General features: G+C 65.6%; 10 protein-coding genes. All 10 read left to right on the forward strand.

Annotated features, from left to right (window positions below):
- Window positions 1-49: 49 nt before the first annotated feature.
- The 10 genes from ACIQUI_RS11045 (at window position 50) to ACIQUI_RS11090 (ending at window position 13698) form a co-directional block, all read left to right on the forward strand.
- Window positions 50-1486 (forward strand): TolC family outer membrane protein, encoded by a 1437-nt coding sequence (locus ACIQUI_RS11045; protein ID WP_403198163.1) that lies wholly within the window; start codon window positions 50-52, stop codon window positions 1484-1486.
- Complete coding sequence (locus tag ACIQUI_RS11050; RefSeq protein WP_403198166.1) at window positions 1483-3651, forward strand: type I secretion system permease/ATPase; 2169 nt, start codon at window positions 1483-1485, stop codon at window positions 3649-3651. The genes ACIQUI_RS11045 and ACIQUI_RS11050 overlap by 4 nt, the downstream gene beginning before the upstream one ends.
- On the forward strand, window positions 3648-4832 hold the full coding sequence (locus tag ACIQUI_RS11055; protein ID WP_403198169.1) for an HlyD family type I secretion periplasmic adaptor subunit: 1185 nt from the start codon (window positions 3648-3650) through the stop codon (window positions 4830-4832). The genes ACIQUI_RS11050 and ACIQUI_RS11055 overlap by 4 nt, the downstream gene beginning before the upstream one ends.
- 204 nt (window positions 4833-5036) lie before the next feature.
- Window positions 5037-5936: a chemotaxis protein gene (locus ACIQUI_RS11060; protein ID WP_403198171.1), complete on the forward strand. Its 900-nt coding sequence runs from the start codon at window positions 5037-5039 to the stop codon at window positions 5934-5936.
- An 89-nt stretch (window positions 5937-6025) separates the two neighbouring features.
- Complete coding sequence (locus tag ACIQUI_RS11065; protein ID WP_403198174.1) at window positions 6026-6337, forward strand: hypothetical protein; 312 nt, start codon at window positions 6026-6028, stop codon at window positions 6335-6337.
- Window positions 6334-7068: a YkgJ family cysteine cluster protein gene (locus ACIQUI_RS11070; protein WP_403198176.1), complete on the forward strand. Its 735-nt coding sequence runs from the start codon at window positions 6334-6336 to the stop codon at window positions 7066-7068. The genes ACIQUI_RS11065 and ACIQUI_RS11070 overlap by 4 nt, the downstream gene beginning before the upstream one ends.
- 330 nt (window positions 7069-7398) lie before the next feature.
- Complete coding sequence (locus ACIQUI_RS11075; RefSeq protein ID WP_403198179.1) at window positions 7399-8562, forward strand: efflux RND transporter periplasmic adaptor subunit; 1164 nt, start codon at window positions 7399-7401, stop codon at window positions 8560-8562.
- Complete coding sequence (locus tag ACIQUI_RS11080) at window positions 8559-11651, forward strand: multidrug efflux RND transporter permease subunit (RefSeq protein WP_403198181.1); 3093 nt, start codon at window positions 8559-8561, stop codon at window positions 11649-11651. Before ACIQUI_RS11075 ends, ACIQUI_RS11080 begins: the two co-directional genes overlap by 4 nt.
- A 9-nt stretch (window positions 11652-11660) precedes the next feature.
- Window positions 11661-12335: a heavy metal response regulator transcription factor gene (locus tag ACIQUI_RS11085; protein ID WP_403198183.1), complete on the forward strand. Its 675-nt coding sequence runs from the start codon at window positions 11661-11663 to the stop codon at window positions 12333-12335.
- Window positions 12310-13698 carry a heavy metal sensor histidine kinase gene (locus tag ACIQUI_RS11090; RefSeq protein ID WP_403198186.1) on the forward strand — a complete coding sequence of 463 codons (1389 nt, stop codon included), beginning with the start codon at window positions 12310-12312 and terminating at the stop codon, window positions 13696-13698. Before ACIQUI_RS11085 ends, ACIQUI_RS11090 begins: the two co-directional genes overlap by 26 nt.
- Window positions 13699-13951: the final 253 nt, after the last annotated feature.

A 13951-nucleotide genomic window follows, 5' to 3' on the forward strand; every position in this document is an offset into this window, starting at 1 on the left:
CGCCGGGCAAACGCCCGGCGGCATGGACGACCAGCAGTAAGGGAACTATGTGAAGCGAAGCAGTCCGCTGTCACCGCTGTTGCTGGGAGCCTTCGGGCTCCTGGCCCTCAACTTCCACCCGGTTGCCCAGGCAGCCGATGATATAGACCCTCAACTGCGCCACATCGGGCCCTCGCTGTTACGCGATGCGCCCGAAGCGGTGCCTGCCCGCCCGGCCATCGGCATGGCCCCGGTCGCCAGTGGCGAACGCCTGGGGCTGACCGACGCAGTGCTGCAAGCTGCGCAGTGGCACCCGAGCATCGCCGAAGCCATCGGCAACCTGTACAAGCAGGGCGAAGGCATCAACGTCGCCCGCGCGGGGTATTACCCGCAGATTTCCGGCGGTATCCGCACCGGTTACGACACCGGCTATGGCGGCGACCGCAACAGCCAGGCCCTCAACCTGTCGCTCAAGCAGATGCTCTACGACTTCGGCAAGGTCGACAGCGCCGTCAGCGCCGCCCAGGCCGCCGCTGCACGCGCCCAGGCCAATATCCTGCTGGTGGTGGATGACCTGGCCCGTGACACCGCCTATGCCTGGATCGAAACCCGCCGCTACGAGCAACTGATGACCATTGCCCGCGACCAGATCCGCGGGGTCGGCGATATTGCCGGCATGGCCCGCCAGCGCAGCGACATGGGCGCCAGCACCCGTTCCGACGTGGTGCAGGCCGAGTCCCGGGTGGAAAGCGCCCGGGCCACGCTGGAGGAGTACCAGTCGCAGTACGAACGCTGGCGCTCGACCCTGGCGGCGCTGATGGGCCGCGTGACCCCACCGGCACTGGCCGAAGAGTCACCTCCCGCGTTGAACCAGGCCTGCAAGCGCCCCTCGCAAGGCGATGACCGCCTGCCCGCCGTGCTGATGGCCCTGGCCCAGCGTGCCCAGGGCCAGGCCGAACTGGCCCAGGCCAAGGCCGAGGCCTACCCGACCGTTTCATTGCAACCGCAGGTCAATCACTACCTGGACAACGACTACAACCGCGACAACTCGCGCATGGACCGCACCCAGGCGGGTATCTACCTGAACGTCGAGGTACCCATCTACCAGGGCGGCGCCATCAGTGCCCGCAGCCGCGCCGCCAGCCATGCCCTGACCGCTGCCGACTCCGCCGAGGACGCCGCACGCCTGCAAGCCCGTCGCGGCCTGGCCGAGGCCATGGCGCAAACTTCCGGTCTGGGGCGCCGGCTGAGCTCGCTGGAAGCGCGCCAGGTCAGCATCCAGGAGGCGCGCATGCTGTATGGCCGCCAGTACCTGGACCTTGGCACCCGGCCCCTGCTCGACCTGCTCAACGCCGAGCAGGAGATATACCAGTCACGCTTCGAACTTGCCGGCACCCGCTCCGACCTGCTGCGCCTGGATGTCGACTGCCTGTACAACACCGGCGCCCTGCGCACGGCCTTTGGCCTTGACGGGCGCAACCTGCAAGGTGTGGAGATCCAGCCATGAGTGATTCGATCAATGTGACCCTGCCCACCCAACCTGCTGCTTCAGCGGCCGAGCAGCCGCATCGGCCTGATCTGGGGCCTTGGCTGGAGGTGATGCTGCAGGTGGCGCACCACTACCGCCTCGACGTGTCGCCCCAGCGCATTCGCCTGGCCGCCGTCGAGGACGCCCGCCCACTGGACGAAATCCTCCGGCACATGGCCCGCCAGGCCGGGCTGGCGCTGCGCTTCGTGCGCTTCGATGCCAAGGGCCTGCGGCAGTGGCGCACGCCGCTGGTGCTGGAGCTGGACGATGGCCAGCTGGCGGTGGTCGAGTCGGTCACCGAAGAAGATGACCTGGCGGTGGTGTTCGCCGGCGACCAGGGCCTGACCTCGCGCCTGCCGCGCGACACCCTCAAGGGCCGCATCAACCGGGTCGCCCTGCTGCGCCCGGCGCGGCCATTGCGTGACGTGCGCACCGACGACTACACCGCGCCTTACGACCGCCACTGGTTCGCCCGCATCGTGCTGCGCGACCTGCGCCCCTATGGCCAGGTGATAGTCGCCTCGCTGGTGGCCAACGTGCTGGCGCTGGCAGGGGTGCTGTTCTCGATGCAGGTGTACGACCGGGTGATCCCGGCCGAATCGCTGCCCACCTTGTACGTGCTGTTTGGCGGCGTGGTACTGGCGCTGGTGTTCGATTTCAGCATGCGCCTGCTGCGGCTGAAGGTGACCGACCTGCTGGGCAAGCGCGCCGACTTGCGGGTGAGCGACCTGGTTTACGGCCATGCCCTGCGCCTGCGTAACTCGGTGCGGCCGAAATCCACCGGCTCGTTCATTTCGCAGCTGCGCGAGCTGGAGTCGATCCGTGACCTGATCACTTCCAGCACCGCCACGGCCTTGGCCGACTTGCCGTTCTTCCTGCTGTTCCTGTTCGTGTTCTGGCTGATCGGCGGGGTGCTGGTGTTCATCCCGCTGGTGGCGCTGCTGGCCATGGTGCTGCCCGGGCTGCTGGCACAACGGCGCCTGGCGCGGCTGGCCAATGCTTCGATGCGCGAGTCTGCGCTGCGCAATGCCATGCTGGTGGAAAGTATCCAGGGCCTGGACGAGATCAAGGCACTGCAGGCCGAAGCACGCTTCGAGCGCCAGTGGAACCAGTACAACGCCGCCTGTGCGCACACCAACCTGCGCCTGCGTACCCTGACCAACGGCCTGGTGACCTGGACGCAGAACGTGCAAGGCGCGGTGTTTGCCGTGGTCATCGTCATCGGCGCACCCATGGTGATCGCCGGCGACCTCACCACCGGTAGCCTGGTGGCGGCATCCATGCTGTCGTCGCGGATGATGGCGCCGCTGGCCCAGCTGACCCACGTGCTGACCCGCTGGCAACAGGCCAAGGTGGCGCTGCAGGGCCTGGACAAGCTGATGCAGTCGCCGGTCGACCACCCCGAGGGCGAAGCCCGCGTACACCTGCCGGCCATCCGCGGCGAATACCGCCTGCGCCAGGCCAACTTCCGCTACAGCGAAGAGTCCCCGCCAGTATTGAACATCGGCCAACTGGACATTCAACCGGGCGAGCGCATTGCCGTGCTCGGCCGCAACGGCGCCGGCAAATCGACCCTGCTGCAAGCCCTGGGCGGAGCCATGGACCTGGTGCAGGGCGAGGTCAGCCTGGACGGCATCGCCATGGCCCACCTCGACCCTGCCGACCTGCGCCGTGACGTCGGCCTGCTGCCGCAGTATGCCCGGCTGTTCCACGGCACCCTGCGGGAAAACCTCACCCTGGGCGCCGGCCAGGCCAGCGACCAGGAGCTGGTGGCCGCACTCGCCGCCACGGGGGCACTGGACTTCGTGCGCCGTCTGCCCAAAGGCATGGATCACCTGATCCTGGAAGGTGGCCTGGGCCTGTCGGGCGGCCAGCGCCAGGCGCTGGTGCTTTCGCGGCTGCTGGTACGTCAACCGCAGGTACTGCTGCTGGACGAGCCGACCGCATCGCTGGACGACCTGACCGAACGCAAGCTGCTGGATAACCTGGAGCGCTTCTGTCAGGGCCGCACCCTGGTGATCGCCACCCACCGCCTGAGCGTGCTGCAACGGGTCGACCGCATCGTGGTGCTGGATGGCGGGCGCATCGTCATCGACGACACACGTGATGCCGCAATGGCCAAACTGCAAGGAGCGCAGGCATGAGCAACCATGAACTCCCGGCCTCCTACCTGGACGGGCAGGACGACCAGGCGGTATTCCGCGCCGGCCGCATCATCACCATCTGCGCGCTGATGCTGGCGGCGTTCCTGGCCTGGGCGGCCTGGTTCGAGGTAACCGAAGTGTCCACCGGCACCGGCAAGGTCATCCCCAGCTCGCGCGAGCAGGTGATCCAGTCGTTCGAAGGCGGCATCGTCGCGCAGATGAGCGTGGCCGAAGGCGACCTGGTGGAGCGCGGCCAGGTGCTGGCCCAGCTCGACCCGACCAAGACCGCTTCCAGCGTTGGCGAAAGCGAAGCCAAGTACCGCGCCGCCAAGGCCAGCCAGGCCCGTTTGCAGGCCGAGGTGACTGGCAAGCCGCTGACGTTCCCCGAAAGCCTGCGCGACTCACCCGACCTGATAGACGCTGAAACCGCCCTGTACCAGACCCGCCGTCGCGGCCTGGAGCAGACCCTGGCCGGCATCGAGGATTCGCTGCAACTGGTGCGCAGCGAGCTGAAGATCACCGAAAACCTGGCCAAGATGGGCGCCTCCAGCCGGGTCGAGGTGATCCGCCTGAACCGCCAGCGTTCGGAACTGGAACTGAAGGCAAACGAGGCGCGCTCCGACTACCTGGTACGCGCCCGGGAAGAGCTGGCCAAGGCCAGCGCCGAGGCCGACAGCCTGTCGGAGGTGATCCGTGGGCGCAGCGACTCGCTCACCCGCCTGACCCTGCGCTCACCGGTACGCGGCATCGTCAAGGACATCGAGGTCAACACCCTGGGCGGCGTGGTGCAGCCGGGCGGCCAGGTGATGAAGATCGTGCCAATGGACGAACGCCTGCTGATAGAAACCCGCATCGCCCCGCGCGACATTGCCTTCATCCACCCGGACCAGGCGGCCAAGGTCAAGATCAGTGCCTATGACTACTCGGTGTACGGCGGGCTGGATGGCAAGGTGGTGGGGATTTCGCCAGATACCTTGCAGGATGAAGTGAAGCCGGAGATCTATTACTACCGGGTGTTCATCCGCACCGAACAGGACAGCTTGCAGAACAAGGCCGGCAAGCACTTTGCGATCGTGCCGGGGATGATTGCCACGGTGGATATCCGTACCGGGGAAAAGACCATTCTCGACTACCTGATCAAGCCGCTGAACCGGGCCAAGGAGGCCCTGCGCGAACGCTGACCCAGGCGTTCACACGCCCCCCCTGTGGGAGCGGGCATGCCCGCGAACACCGGCAAAGCCGGTGCCATGCACCGCGTCGCACTCTTCGCGGGCTTGCCCGCTCCCACAGGGTCCCGAGTATTCCTTCGGGCTGTGCAAAATGCCTAAAGCCCAGCCCGAACAGGCCGATAACCGGTTATCCCCTGTTCCCCACCGAAGGTCACCATGGCCACGCAAAATGCCCGCGCGGACTCGCTGTCGCTGCTGCTGTTCACCCTGCGCAGCGGCAAGTTGATGGCAATCAACCTGCTCAAGGTCAGCGAGATCATCCCCTGCCCGCCGCTGACCAAGCTGCCCGAAGCGCACCCCCACGTAAAAGGCGTCGCGACCTTGCGCGGCCATTCGCTGTCGGTCATCGACCTGTCCCGCGCCATTGGCGAGCGGCCGCTGGAAGACCCGCAGGGCGGCTGCCTGATCGTCACCGAGATCAGCCGCTCGCGCCAGGGCCTGCATGTGCAGGCGGTCAGCCGCATCGTGCATTGCCTGAGCACCGATATCAAACCGCCGCCCTTCGGTTCAGGCAACCGCTCGTTCATCACAGGCGTGACCCGCGTGGACAACACCCTGGTGCAGGTGCTGGACATCGAGAAAGTCATCCACGCCATCGCCCCACCGGTAGCCGAGCCGCATCACGGCACCTTGAGCGATGAGGATGCCAGCCTCCTGGCCGCCGCCAACATCCTGGTAGTGGACGACAGCCAGGTAGCCCTGCAGCAGTCGGTGCACACCCTGCGCAACCTGGGCATCGAATGCCACACCGCGCGCAGCGCCAAGGACGCCATCAACGTGTTACTGGAACTGCAAGGCACCGCGCAGGAAATCAACATCATCGTCTCCGACATCGAAATGAGCGAGATGGACGGCTACGCCTTCACCCGCACCCTGCGCGAAACGCCAGACTTCCAGCACCTGTACGTGCTGCTGCACACTTCGCTGGACAGCGCCATGAGCAGCGAAAAGGCGACCCAGGCCGGGGCCAACGCCATCCTGACCAAGTTTTCCTCGCCAGAGCTGACCGATTGTCTGGTGGTGGCGGCGCGTACCGTGGTTTTCGCCGAGCACTGATATATTCCGAGACAAACTCCCCGGTTTGCCGCCGGGGGTGAGCCGGGCATAATTCGCGCCCCCTCGTGAGAAAACTGCCGGAACCGCGTATGAAGTTTTTCAGCTCCATCCTGATCAGCTGCGCCCTCTTCAGCGGTATTGCCCAGGCCTCCAGTAGCCAGGCCTGGAACGAGCAGCGCAAGCAGATGCTCAAGGCCTGCCTGGCCGCCAGCCAGTTCAAGGATGCCCACGCCCGTGGCAAGCCTGCCGAGTTCGATGACCAGGTGGGCATGAGCGCCCTGCTGATCGAAGGCGTCTACCCACAGAAGCAAATGCAGCAACGCACCGGCACCGAGTTGTGCCTGTACGACCGCCAGCACCAGCGTGCCTTTGTCAGCGAGTGGAGCCCGGAAGCCAAGTGACCGACAGCTTGCGATTCGGCTGTACCGGCTGCGGCAAGTGCTGCACCGGGCACCATGTGCCCTTGACCCTTGATGAGGCGCGACGCTGGGCGGCTGACGCCGGCCAGGTGATCGTGCTGATCGAAGCTTTCGTCACCGATGGCCCCGGCATGCCGCTGGAGCAGCGTGAGCATGTGCTGCGCCGCTCGCATCCGGTGCACTGCGGCGATGGCGAAGCTCGCGTGTCGGTGACCTTTGCTGCGTTCAACCCTGGACGCTGCCGTAACCTCGACGACGCCGACCTTTGCACCATCTACGACGAACGCCCGCTGGTTTGTCGCATCTATCCGGTGGAAATCAACCCACACATTCCGCTGCGCCCCGAGAGCAAGGACTGCCCGCCAGAGGCGTGGCAGCAGGGGCCGGAACTGATCCACGGCACGCAACTGGTCGATGCGGAGCTGGAAGCGCTGGTGCAAGCCTCACGGCAGGCCGACCGGGATGACATTGCTGCCAAGGTGGCGGTGTGCCAGGCGCTGGGCATGACCACCAGTGCGCTCAAGGGTAATGGGTTTACCGCTTACCTGCCGGACATGGGGGCGTTTGCCACTGCGCTGGCGCAGGTACCCGGAGATGACAGTGAGCAGTGGACCGTGCATGTGCAGGATGAAGCGCTGGTCGCGAGATTGCAGGGGCTTGGTTTGCGCACGACCAGCGAAGCTCCGCTGTACTACGCCTTTATCGGTTTCTAGCCAGACCACCAAACTGCAGAGCGTTGCACAATCCCTGTGGGAGCGGGCAAGCCCGCGAACACCGGCGCAGCCGGTGCCATGCACCGCGCTGGATTCTTCGCGGGCACGCCCGCTCCCACAGGGTACGCGGTGCGCCCGGCATCAGTTCTCTGCGCGACAGCGCAGCCCAATGGGCTGGGCAATCTCCCACAAAAACAACCGCGCATGACTCAAAAGTCGCGAAACTGACACGGCTGTCAGCCAGCGGTCACGCTGCCGACCGGGTTCCGGGGCTATAAGATTGAATACTGACCATCCTTCCCTCCTTCCTTGGCCAAGGTGCCCGCACCAATGCGACGTCCGTCCCGTTCCGCTCTCCTCGCCGCCCTGGCACTCATCGTCCTGGCGGTAGCGGGCAGCTGGTTCGCCCAGCGCCAGCCAGCCCCCGCCGCCCACGCGCAAACCGCCGTGCCGGTGCGGGTGATCAGCGTCGCCCAGCAAGATGTGCCGCGCTACGCCAGTGCCATCGGCACAGTGCTGTCGCTGCACAGCGTCGAGGTGCGGCCACAAGTCGAAGGGGTGCTCACCCAGGTGCTGGTCAAGGAAGGCCAATGGGTCAAGGAAGGCGACCTGCTGGCCACCCTCGACGACCGCAGCATCCGCGCCAGCCTCGACCAGGCCCGCGCCCAGCTTGGCCAGAGCCAGGCACAGATCCAGGTGGCTGGCGTCGACCTCAAGCGCTACCGCCTGCTCAGCAGCGATAACGGCGTATCGAAGCAAACCCTCGACCAGCAACAGGCGCTGGTCAACCAGTTGCAGGCCACGGTCAAAGGCAACCAGGCCGCCATTGCCAACGCCGAAGTGCAACTCTCCTATACCCAGATCCGCTCGCCCGTCACCGGGCGCGTGGGTATCCGTAATGTCGACCCGGGCAACCTGGTACGCACCAGCGACACCCAAGGCCTGTTCAGCGTTACCCAGATCGACCCGATTGCCGTTGAGTTCGCCCTGCCACAGCAGATGCTGCCCACCCTGCAAAGCCTGTTGAAGGCATCCAGCCCGGCGCTGGTGCAAGCCTACATGGATGCCGACGGCGAACGCAGCCTGCTTGGCGAAGGCCACCTGGCGCTGATCGACAACCAGATTTCCGCCACCACCGGCACCGTGCGGGTCAAGGCCGAGTTCGACAACAAGGACGGCCACCTGTGGCCGGGCCAGCTGGTCACAATCCGCTTGCGCACCGCCGTGGAAGAAAACGCCCTGGTGGTGCCGCCACCGGTGGTACAACGCGGCGTCGACGGGCACTTCGTCTACCGCCTGGACGGCGACAAGGTCAGCAGTGTGCCGGTCAAGGTGCTGTACCAGGACAGCGGGCTGAACATCATTGCCGGGGTCAAAGCGGGCGAGCGGCTGGTGCTCGACGGCCAGTCGCGGCTCAAGCCGGGCTCACGGGTAGAGGTCACGCCTGATGCCCCCGCGCCATCGGAAATGGCCGACCGCCGGAGCCAGCCATGAACACGCGCAACGGTGTTTCGGCCTGGTGCATCGACCACCCCATCGCCACCCTGCTGCTGACCTTCGCCCTGGTGCTGCTGGGCGCCATCGCGTTCCCGCGCCTGCCGGTGGCGCCGCTGCCCGAGGCGGACTTCCCGACCATCCAGGTGACCGCCCAGTTACCCGGCGCCAGCCCGGAAACCATGGCGTCGTCGGTGGCCACGCCGCTGGAGGTGCAATTCAGCGCCATCCCCGGCATGACCCAGATGACCAGCAGCAGCGCGCTGGGCTCGACCACCCTGATCCTGCAGTTCACCCTGGACAAGAATATCGACACCGCTGCCCAGGAAGTGCAGGCGGCGATCAACACCGCCACCGCCCGCCTGCCGCAAGACCTGCCCAACCCGCCGACCTGGCGCAAGGTCAACCCGGCCGACAGCCCGGTGCTGGTGATGACCGTCAGCTCCAACCAGATGCCCGGCAACGACCTCAGCGATTACGCCGAAACCCTGCTGGCGCGGCAGCTGAGCCAGATCGAAGGGGTGGGCCTGATCAACATCACCGGGCAACTGCGCCCGGCGATCCGCGTGCAGGCACAACCCGAGAAGCTCGCCGCCATCGGCCTGACCCTGGCCGACCTGCGCCAGGCCATCCAGCAGACCAGCCTTAACCTGGCCAAGGGCGCGCTGTACGGTGAGCACAGCGTGTCGACCATCGCCGCCAACGACCAGCTGTTCCACCCCGAGGACTACGCCCAGCTGATCGTCTCGTACCGGGACGGTGCACCGGTACACCTGAAAGACGTGGCCAAGGTGATCAACGGTGCCGAAAACGCCTACGTCAAGGCCTGGTCCGGCGACCAGCCGGGGCTGAACCTGGTGATCTTCCGCCAACCCGGCGCCAACATCGTCGATACCGTGGACCGGGTCATGGCCGCCCTGCCCAAGCTGCAGGAAATGCTGCCGGCCTCGGTCGAGGTGTCGGTACTGCAGGACCGTACCCAGACCATCCGCGCCTCGCTGCACGAAGTGGAACTGACCCTGATGATCGCCGTGGCCCTGGTGATCGGGGTGATGGCGCTGTTCCTGCGCCAGTGGTCGGCAACCATGGTGGTGTCCAGCGTGCTCGGCGTGTCGCTGATCGCCAGTTGCGCGCTGATGTACATCCTCGGCTTCAGCCTGAACAACCTGACCCTGGTGGCCATCGTCATTTCCGTGGGCTTCGTGGTGGACGATGCCATCGTCGTGGTGGAGAACATCCACCGCCACCTGGAGGCCGGCGACGATAGCCGCACGGCGGCGCTAAAGGGCGCCGGGGAAATCGGCTTTACCGTGGTGTCGATCAGCTTCTCGCTGATTGCCGCGTTCATCCCGCTGCTGTTCATGGGCGGCGTGGTTGGCCGGCTGTTCAAGGAGTTCGCCCTGACCGCCACCTCCACCATCCTGATTTCGGTGGTGGTCTCGCTGACCCTGGCACCCACCCTCTGCGCGCTGTTCATGCGCCGGCCACCCGGTGAACACGAGGGCGGCTTTGGCGAGCGCCTGGTCAAGTGGTACGAAAAAGGCCTGAACCGCGCCCTCGCCCACCAGCGCCTGACCCTTGGCGTGTTTGGCGTGACCCTGGCGTTGGCGGTGGCCGGTTACGTGGCCATCCCCAAGGGCTTCTTCCCGTTGCAGGACACCGGTTTCATCCTGGGCACAAGCGAAGCCGCAGCAGACGTGTCGTACCCGTCGATGATCGAGAAGCACCAGGCGCTGGCGAAGATCATCGAGGCGGACCCGGCAGTACGCGCGTTCTCCCATTCGGTAGGGGTCACCGGCAGCAACCAGACCATCGCCAACGGCCGCTTCTGGATCGCCTTGAAGCCGCGCGGCGAACGCGATGTGTCGGCCAGCGAGCTGATCGACCGGCTGCGCCCCAAACTGGCCCAGGTACCGGGCATTGTCCTGTACATGCGCGCCGGCCAGGACATCAACCTCAGCTCCGGCCCGTCCCGCACCCAGTACCAGTACGTGCTCAAGAGCAACGACGGCGAGGCACTGAACCTGTGGACCCAACGCCTGACCGACCGCCTGCGGGAAAACCCGGCGTTCCGCGACCTGTCCAACGACCTGCAACTGGGTGCCAGCGTCACCCGCATCGACATCGACCGCCAGGCCGCAGCGCGTTTCGGCCTGACCACCACCGACGTCGATCAGGCCCTGTACGATGCCTTCGGCCAGCGGCAGATCAGCGAGTTCCAGACCGACACCAACCAGTACAAGGTGATCCTTGAACTGGATGCCCGCCAACGCGGCAAGGCCGAGAGCCTGAACTACTTCTACCTGCGCTCGCCGCTGAGCAACGAAATGGTGCCGCTGTCGGCCGTGGCCCACGTGGCCCCGCCCAGCACCGGGCCGTTGTCGATCAGCCACGATGGCCTGTTCCCGGCGGCCAACCTGTCGTTCAACCTGGCCCCTGGCGTGGCCCTGGGCGATGCCGTGAGCATCCTCGACCGCACCCAGCGCGAGCTGGGCATGCCCGACTCCATCAGCGGCAACTTCCAGGGTGCGGCCCAAGCGTTCCAGAGTTCGTTGTCGAGCCAGCCTTGGCTGATTTTGGCGGCGCTGGTGGCGGTGTACATCATTCTTGGCGTGCTGTACGAGAGCTTCGTCCACCCGCTGACGATCATCTCCACCCTGCCCTCGGCCGGCCTGGGCGCGTTGATCCTGCTATGGGCCATGGGCCAGGACTTCAGCATCATGGGGCTGATCGGGGTGGTGCTGCTGATCGGTATCGTCAAGAAGAACGGCATCCTGCTGATCGACTTCGCCCTTGAAGCCCAGCGCCATCATGGCCTGACGCCGGAGCAGGCGATTCACCAGGCATGCCTGACGCGCTTCAGGCCGATCATCATGACCACCTTGGCCGCCTTGCTCGGCGCGGTACCGCTGATGTTCGGTTTCGGCACCGGTGCCGAGTTGCGCCAGCCACTGGGCATTGCGGTGGTGGGCGGCCTGCTGGTGAGCCAGGCCCTGACGCTGTTCACCACCCCGGTCATATACTTGGCCCTGGAGCGCCTGTTCCACCGCCGCCAGGCTGCCCCTGCGGCAGCGCCAAGTGCCAGCTAGGACAAGACCATGCGTGTGCTGATCATCGAAGACGAAGAAAAAACCGCCGATTACCTTCATCGCGGCCTTACCGAGCAGGGCTTTACCGTCGACCTGGCGCGGGACGGCATCGACGGCCTGCACCTGGCCCTGGAGGGCGACTACGCAGTAATCGTGCTGGATGTGATGTTGCCCGGCCTGGACGGCTATGGCGTGCTGCGCGCCTTGCGCGCGCGCAAGCAGACGCCGGTGATCATGCTGACCGCTCGCGAGCGGGTCGAAGACCGCATCCGCGGCCTGCGTGAGGGCGCCGACGACTACCTGGGCAAGCCGTTCTCTTTTCTTGAGCTGGTCGCCCGCCTGCAAGCCCTGACCCGGCGCAGCAGCAGCCATGAACCGCTGCAAGTGCAGGTGGCAGACCTGTGGATCGACCTGATGGCCCGCAAGGCCTCACGCGCCGGCCAGCGCCTGGACCTGACCGCCAAAGAATTCTCGCTACTGAGTGTGTTGGCCCGACGGCAGGGTGAAATCCTGTCGAAGACGGCGATTGCCGAGCTGGTCTGGGACATCAACTTCGACAGCGATGCCAACGTCGTCGAAGTGGCGATCAAACGCCTGCGCGCCAAGCTCGATGGGCCTTTCGACAACAAGTTGCTGCACACCATCCGAGGCATGGGCTATGTCCTGGAAAACCGTGCGGGGTAATTCCATCGCCCTGCGCTTGTCGGCACTGTTCATCCTGGTGGCGTTGGGCGTATTCATATTGATAGGCTCGGCGCTGTACCGCCAGGTCGACCGCAGCCTCGACCTGCTGCCGCAGGCCGAACTGGACGCGCGTTTCAGCGTGCTCGAATCCACCCTCAACCGCTTCGGCACGCCCGATCACTGGGCCAAGATCAACAACAAGCTCAACCTGCTGGGCGAAGAAGACAAACGCATCCGCTTCTGGGTAGTCAGCAGCAACCCTGCCTACGAATATGGCCACCCTGGCGAACTTGTACGTGCCTTCGCCGAAGGCCCGCAGGGTATGCGCGACCTGCGCCTGCCCGACCGCCCCTACCCTTACAAAGTGCTGGTCAGCGAACTGCCTGCGCTGGGCGAGCGGCCACCGCTGCGCTTTCTGATCGGCATCGACACCGAAACGTTCTGGCAGGCCCAGCACAGCCTGCTGGTGGCGATTGTCGGGCTGGCAGTGCTCGGCGTCCTGCTGGCCTCGGTGCTGGGCTACTGGGTGGCGCGTATTGGCTTGCGCCCGCTGCTGGCGCTGTCCAACGAGGCCCAGGCCCTGGCCCCGCCACGCCTGGACGGGCGCCTGCAAACCCATGCCCTGCCCCCGGAACTGGCGCAGTTTGCCGGTGCCTTCAACGCCGCTCTGGATCGCGTCAGCCAGGCCTACTCGCGGCTGGAAGCGTTCAACGCCGACGTGGCCCACGAACTGCGCTCGCCGCTGACCAACCTGATCGGCCAGACTCAGGTAGCGCTTACTCGCGGGCGCAGTGCAGAGCATTACTTCGAAGTGCTGCAATCGAACCTGGAAGAGCTGGAGCGCCTGCGCAGCATCATCAACGACATGCTGTTCCTGGCCAGTGCCGACCAGGGCAGCAAGGCCACTGCCCTGGCTCAGGCCTCGCTGGCCGAGGAAGTGGCGACCACCCTCGATTACCTCGACTATATCCTCGAAGACGCGCAGGTCAGCGTGAGCGTGACCGGCGATGCCCAGGCGCCTATCGAAAAGGCCCAACTGCGCCGGGCGTTGATCAACCTGCTGAACAACGCCGTGCAGCATACGGCCCCGCATCAGGTGATCCAGGTGCAGATCGATGCCGGGCCTGAGCAGGTGAGCATTGCCGTGAGCAACCCGGGGCCGGCGATTGACGATGAGCACCTGCCGTTGCTGTTCGAGCGTTTCTACCGGGTGGATGCGGCACGCAGCAACAGCGGTGGCGGCAACCATGGGTTGGGGTTGGCCATCGTCAAGGCGATTGCGCTGATGCATGGGGGGGAGGTGTTCGTGCGCAGTGGGGCGGGGGCGAATACCTTCGGTATCAAGCTACCCACCCATGCCTGACAGGAGGTCGCGGTCCCTGTGGGAGCGGGCATGCCCGCGAAACAGGCGACGCGGTGGATGGCACCGGCGCTGCCGGTGTTCGCGGGCTTGCCCGCTCCCACAGAGATTGCGCAAGCTTTCAGATTTTGAACAAGACAGTTCCTCCCCACAAGGACCGCGTCTAACGCGGTGCTTTGCGCCAAAAGTACTATTGCTTTCTCATGGATAGTTACCTTTTGCGCAACAGTGCTTATCGCACTTCGCTCTGTTTCCG

It is taken from the genome of Pseudomonas sp. NPDC090592 (assembly GCF_044769185.1).
GTDB lineage: Bacteria > Pseudomonadota > Gammaproteobacteria > Pseudomonadales > Pseudomonadaceae > Aquipseudomonas.

Bases quoted from the DNA above. Each gene is read 5' to 3' on its own strand.
- ACIQUI_RS11050 (WP_403198166.1), top strand. From the start codon at position 1,483: ATGAGTGATTCGATCAATGTGACCCTGCCCACCCAACCTGCTGCTTCA.
- ACIQUI_RS11055 (WP_403198169.1), top strand. From the start codon at position 3,648: ATGAGCAACCATGAACTCCCGGCCTCCTACCTGGACGGGCAGGACGAC.
- ACIQUI_RS11060 (WP_403198171.1), top strand. From the start codon at position 5,037: ATGGCCACGCAAAATGCCCGCGCGGACTCGCTGTCGCTGCTGCTGTTC.
- ACIQUI_RS11065 (WP_403198174.1), top strand. From the start codon at position 6,026: ATGAAGTTTTTCAGCTCCATCCTGATCAGCTGCGCCCTCTTCAGCGGT.
- ACIQUI_RS11075 (WP_403198179.1), top strand. From the start codon at position 7,399: ATGCGACGTCCGTCCCGTTCCGCTCTCCTCGCCGCCCTGGCACTCATC.
- ACIQUI_RS11080 (WP_403198181.1), top strand. From the start codon at position 8,559: ATGAACACGCGCAACGGTGTTTCGGCCTGGTGCATCGACCACCCCATC.
- ACIQUI_RS11085 (WP_403198183.1), top strand. From the start codon at position 11,661: ATGCGTGTGCTGATCATCGAAGACGAAGAAAAAACCGCCGATTACCTT.
- ACIQUI_RS11090 (WP_403198186.1), top strand. From the start codon at position 12,310: ATGTCCTGGAAAACCGTGCGGGGTAATTCCATCGCCCTGCGCTTGTCG.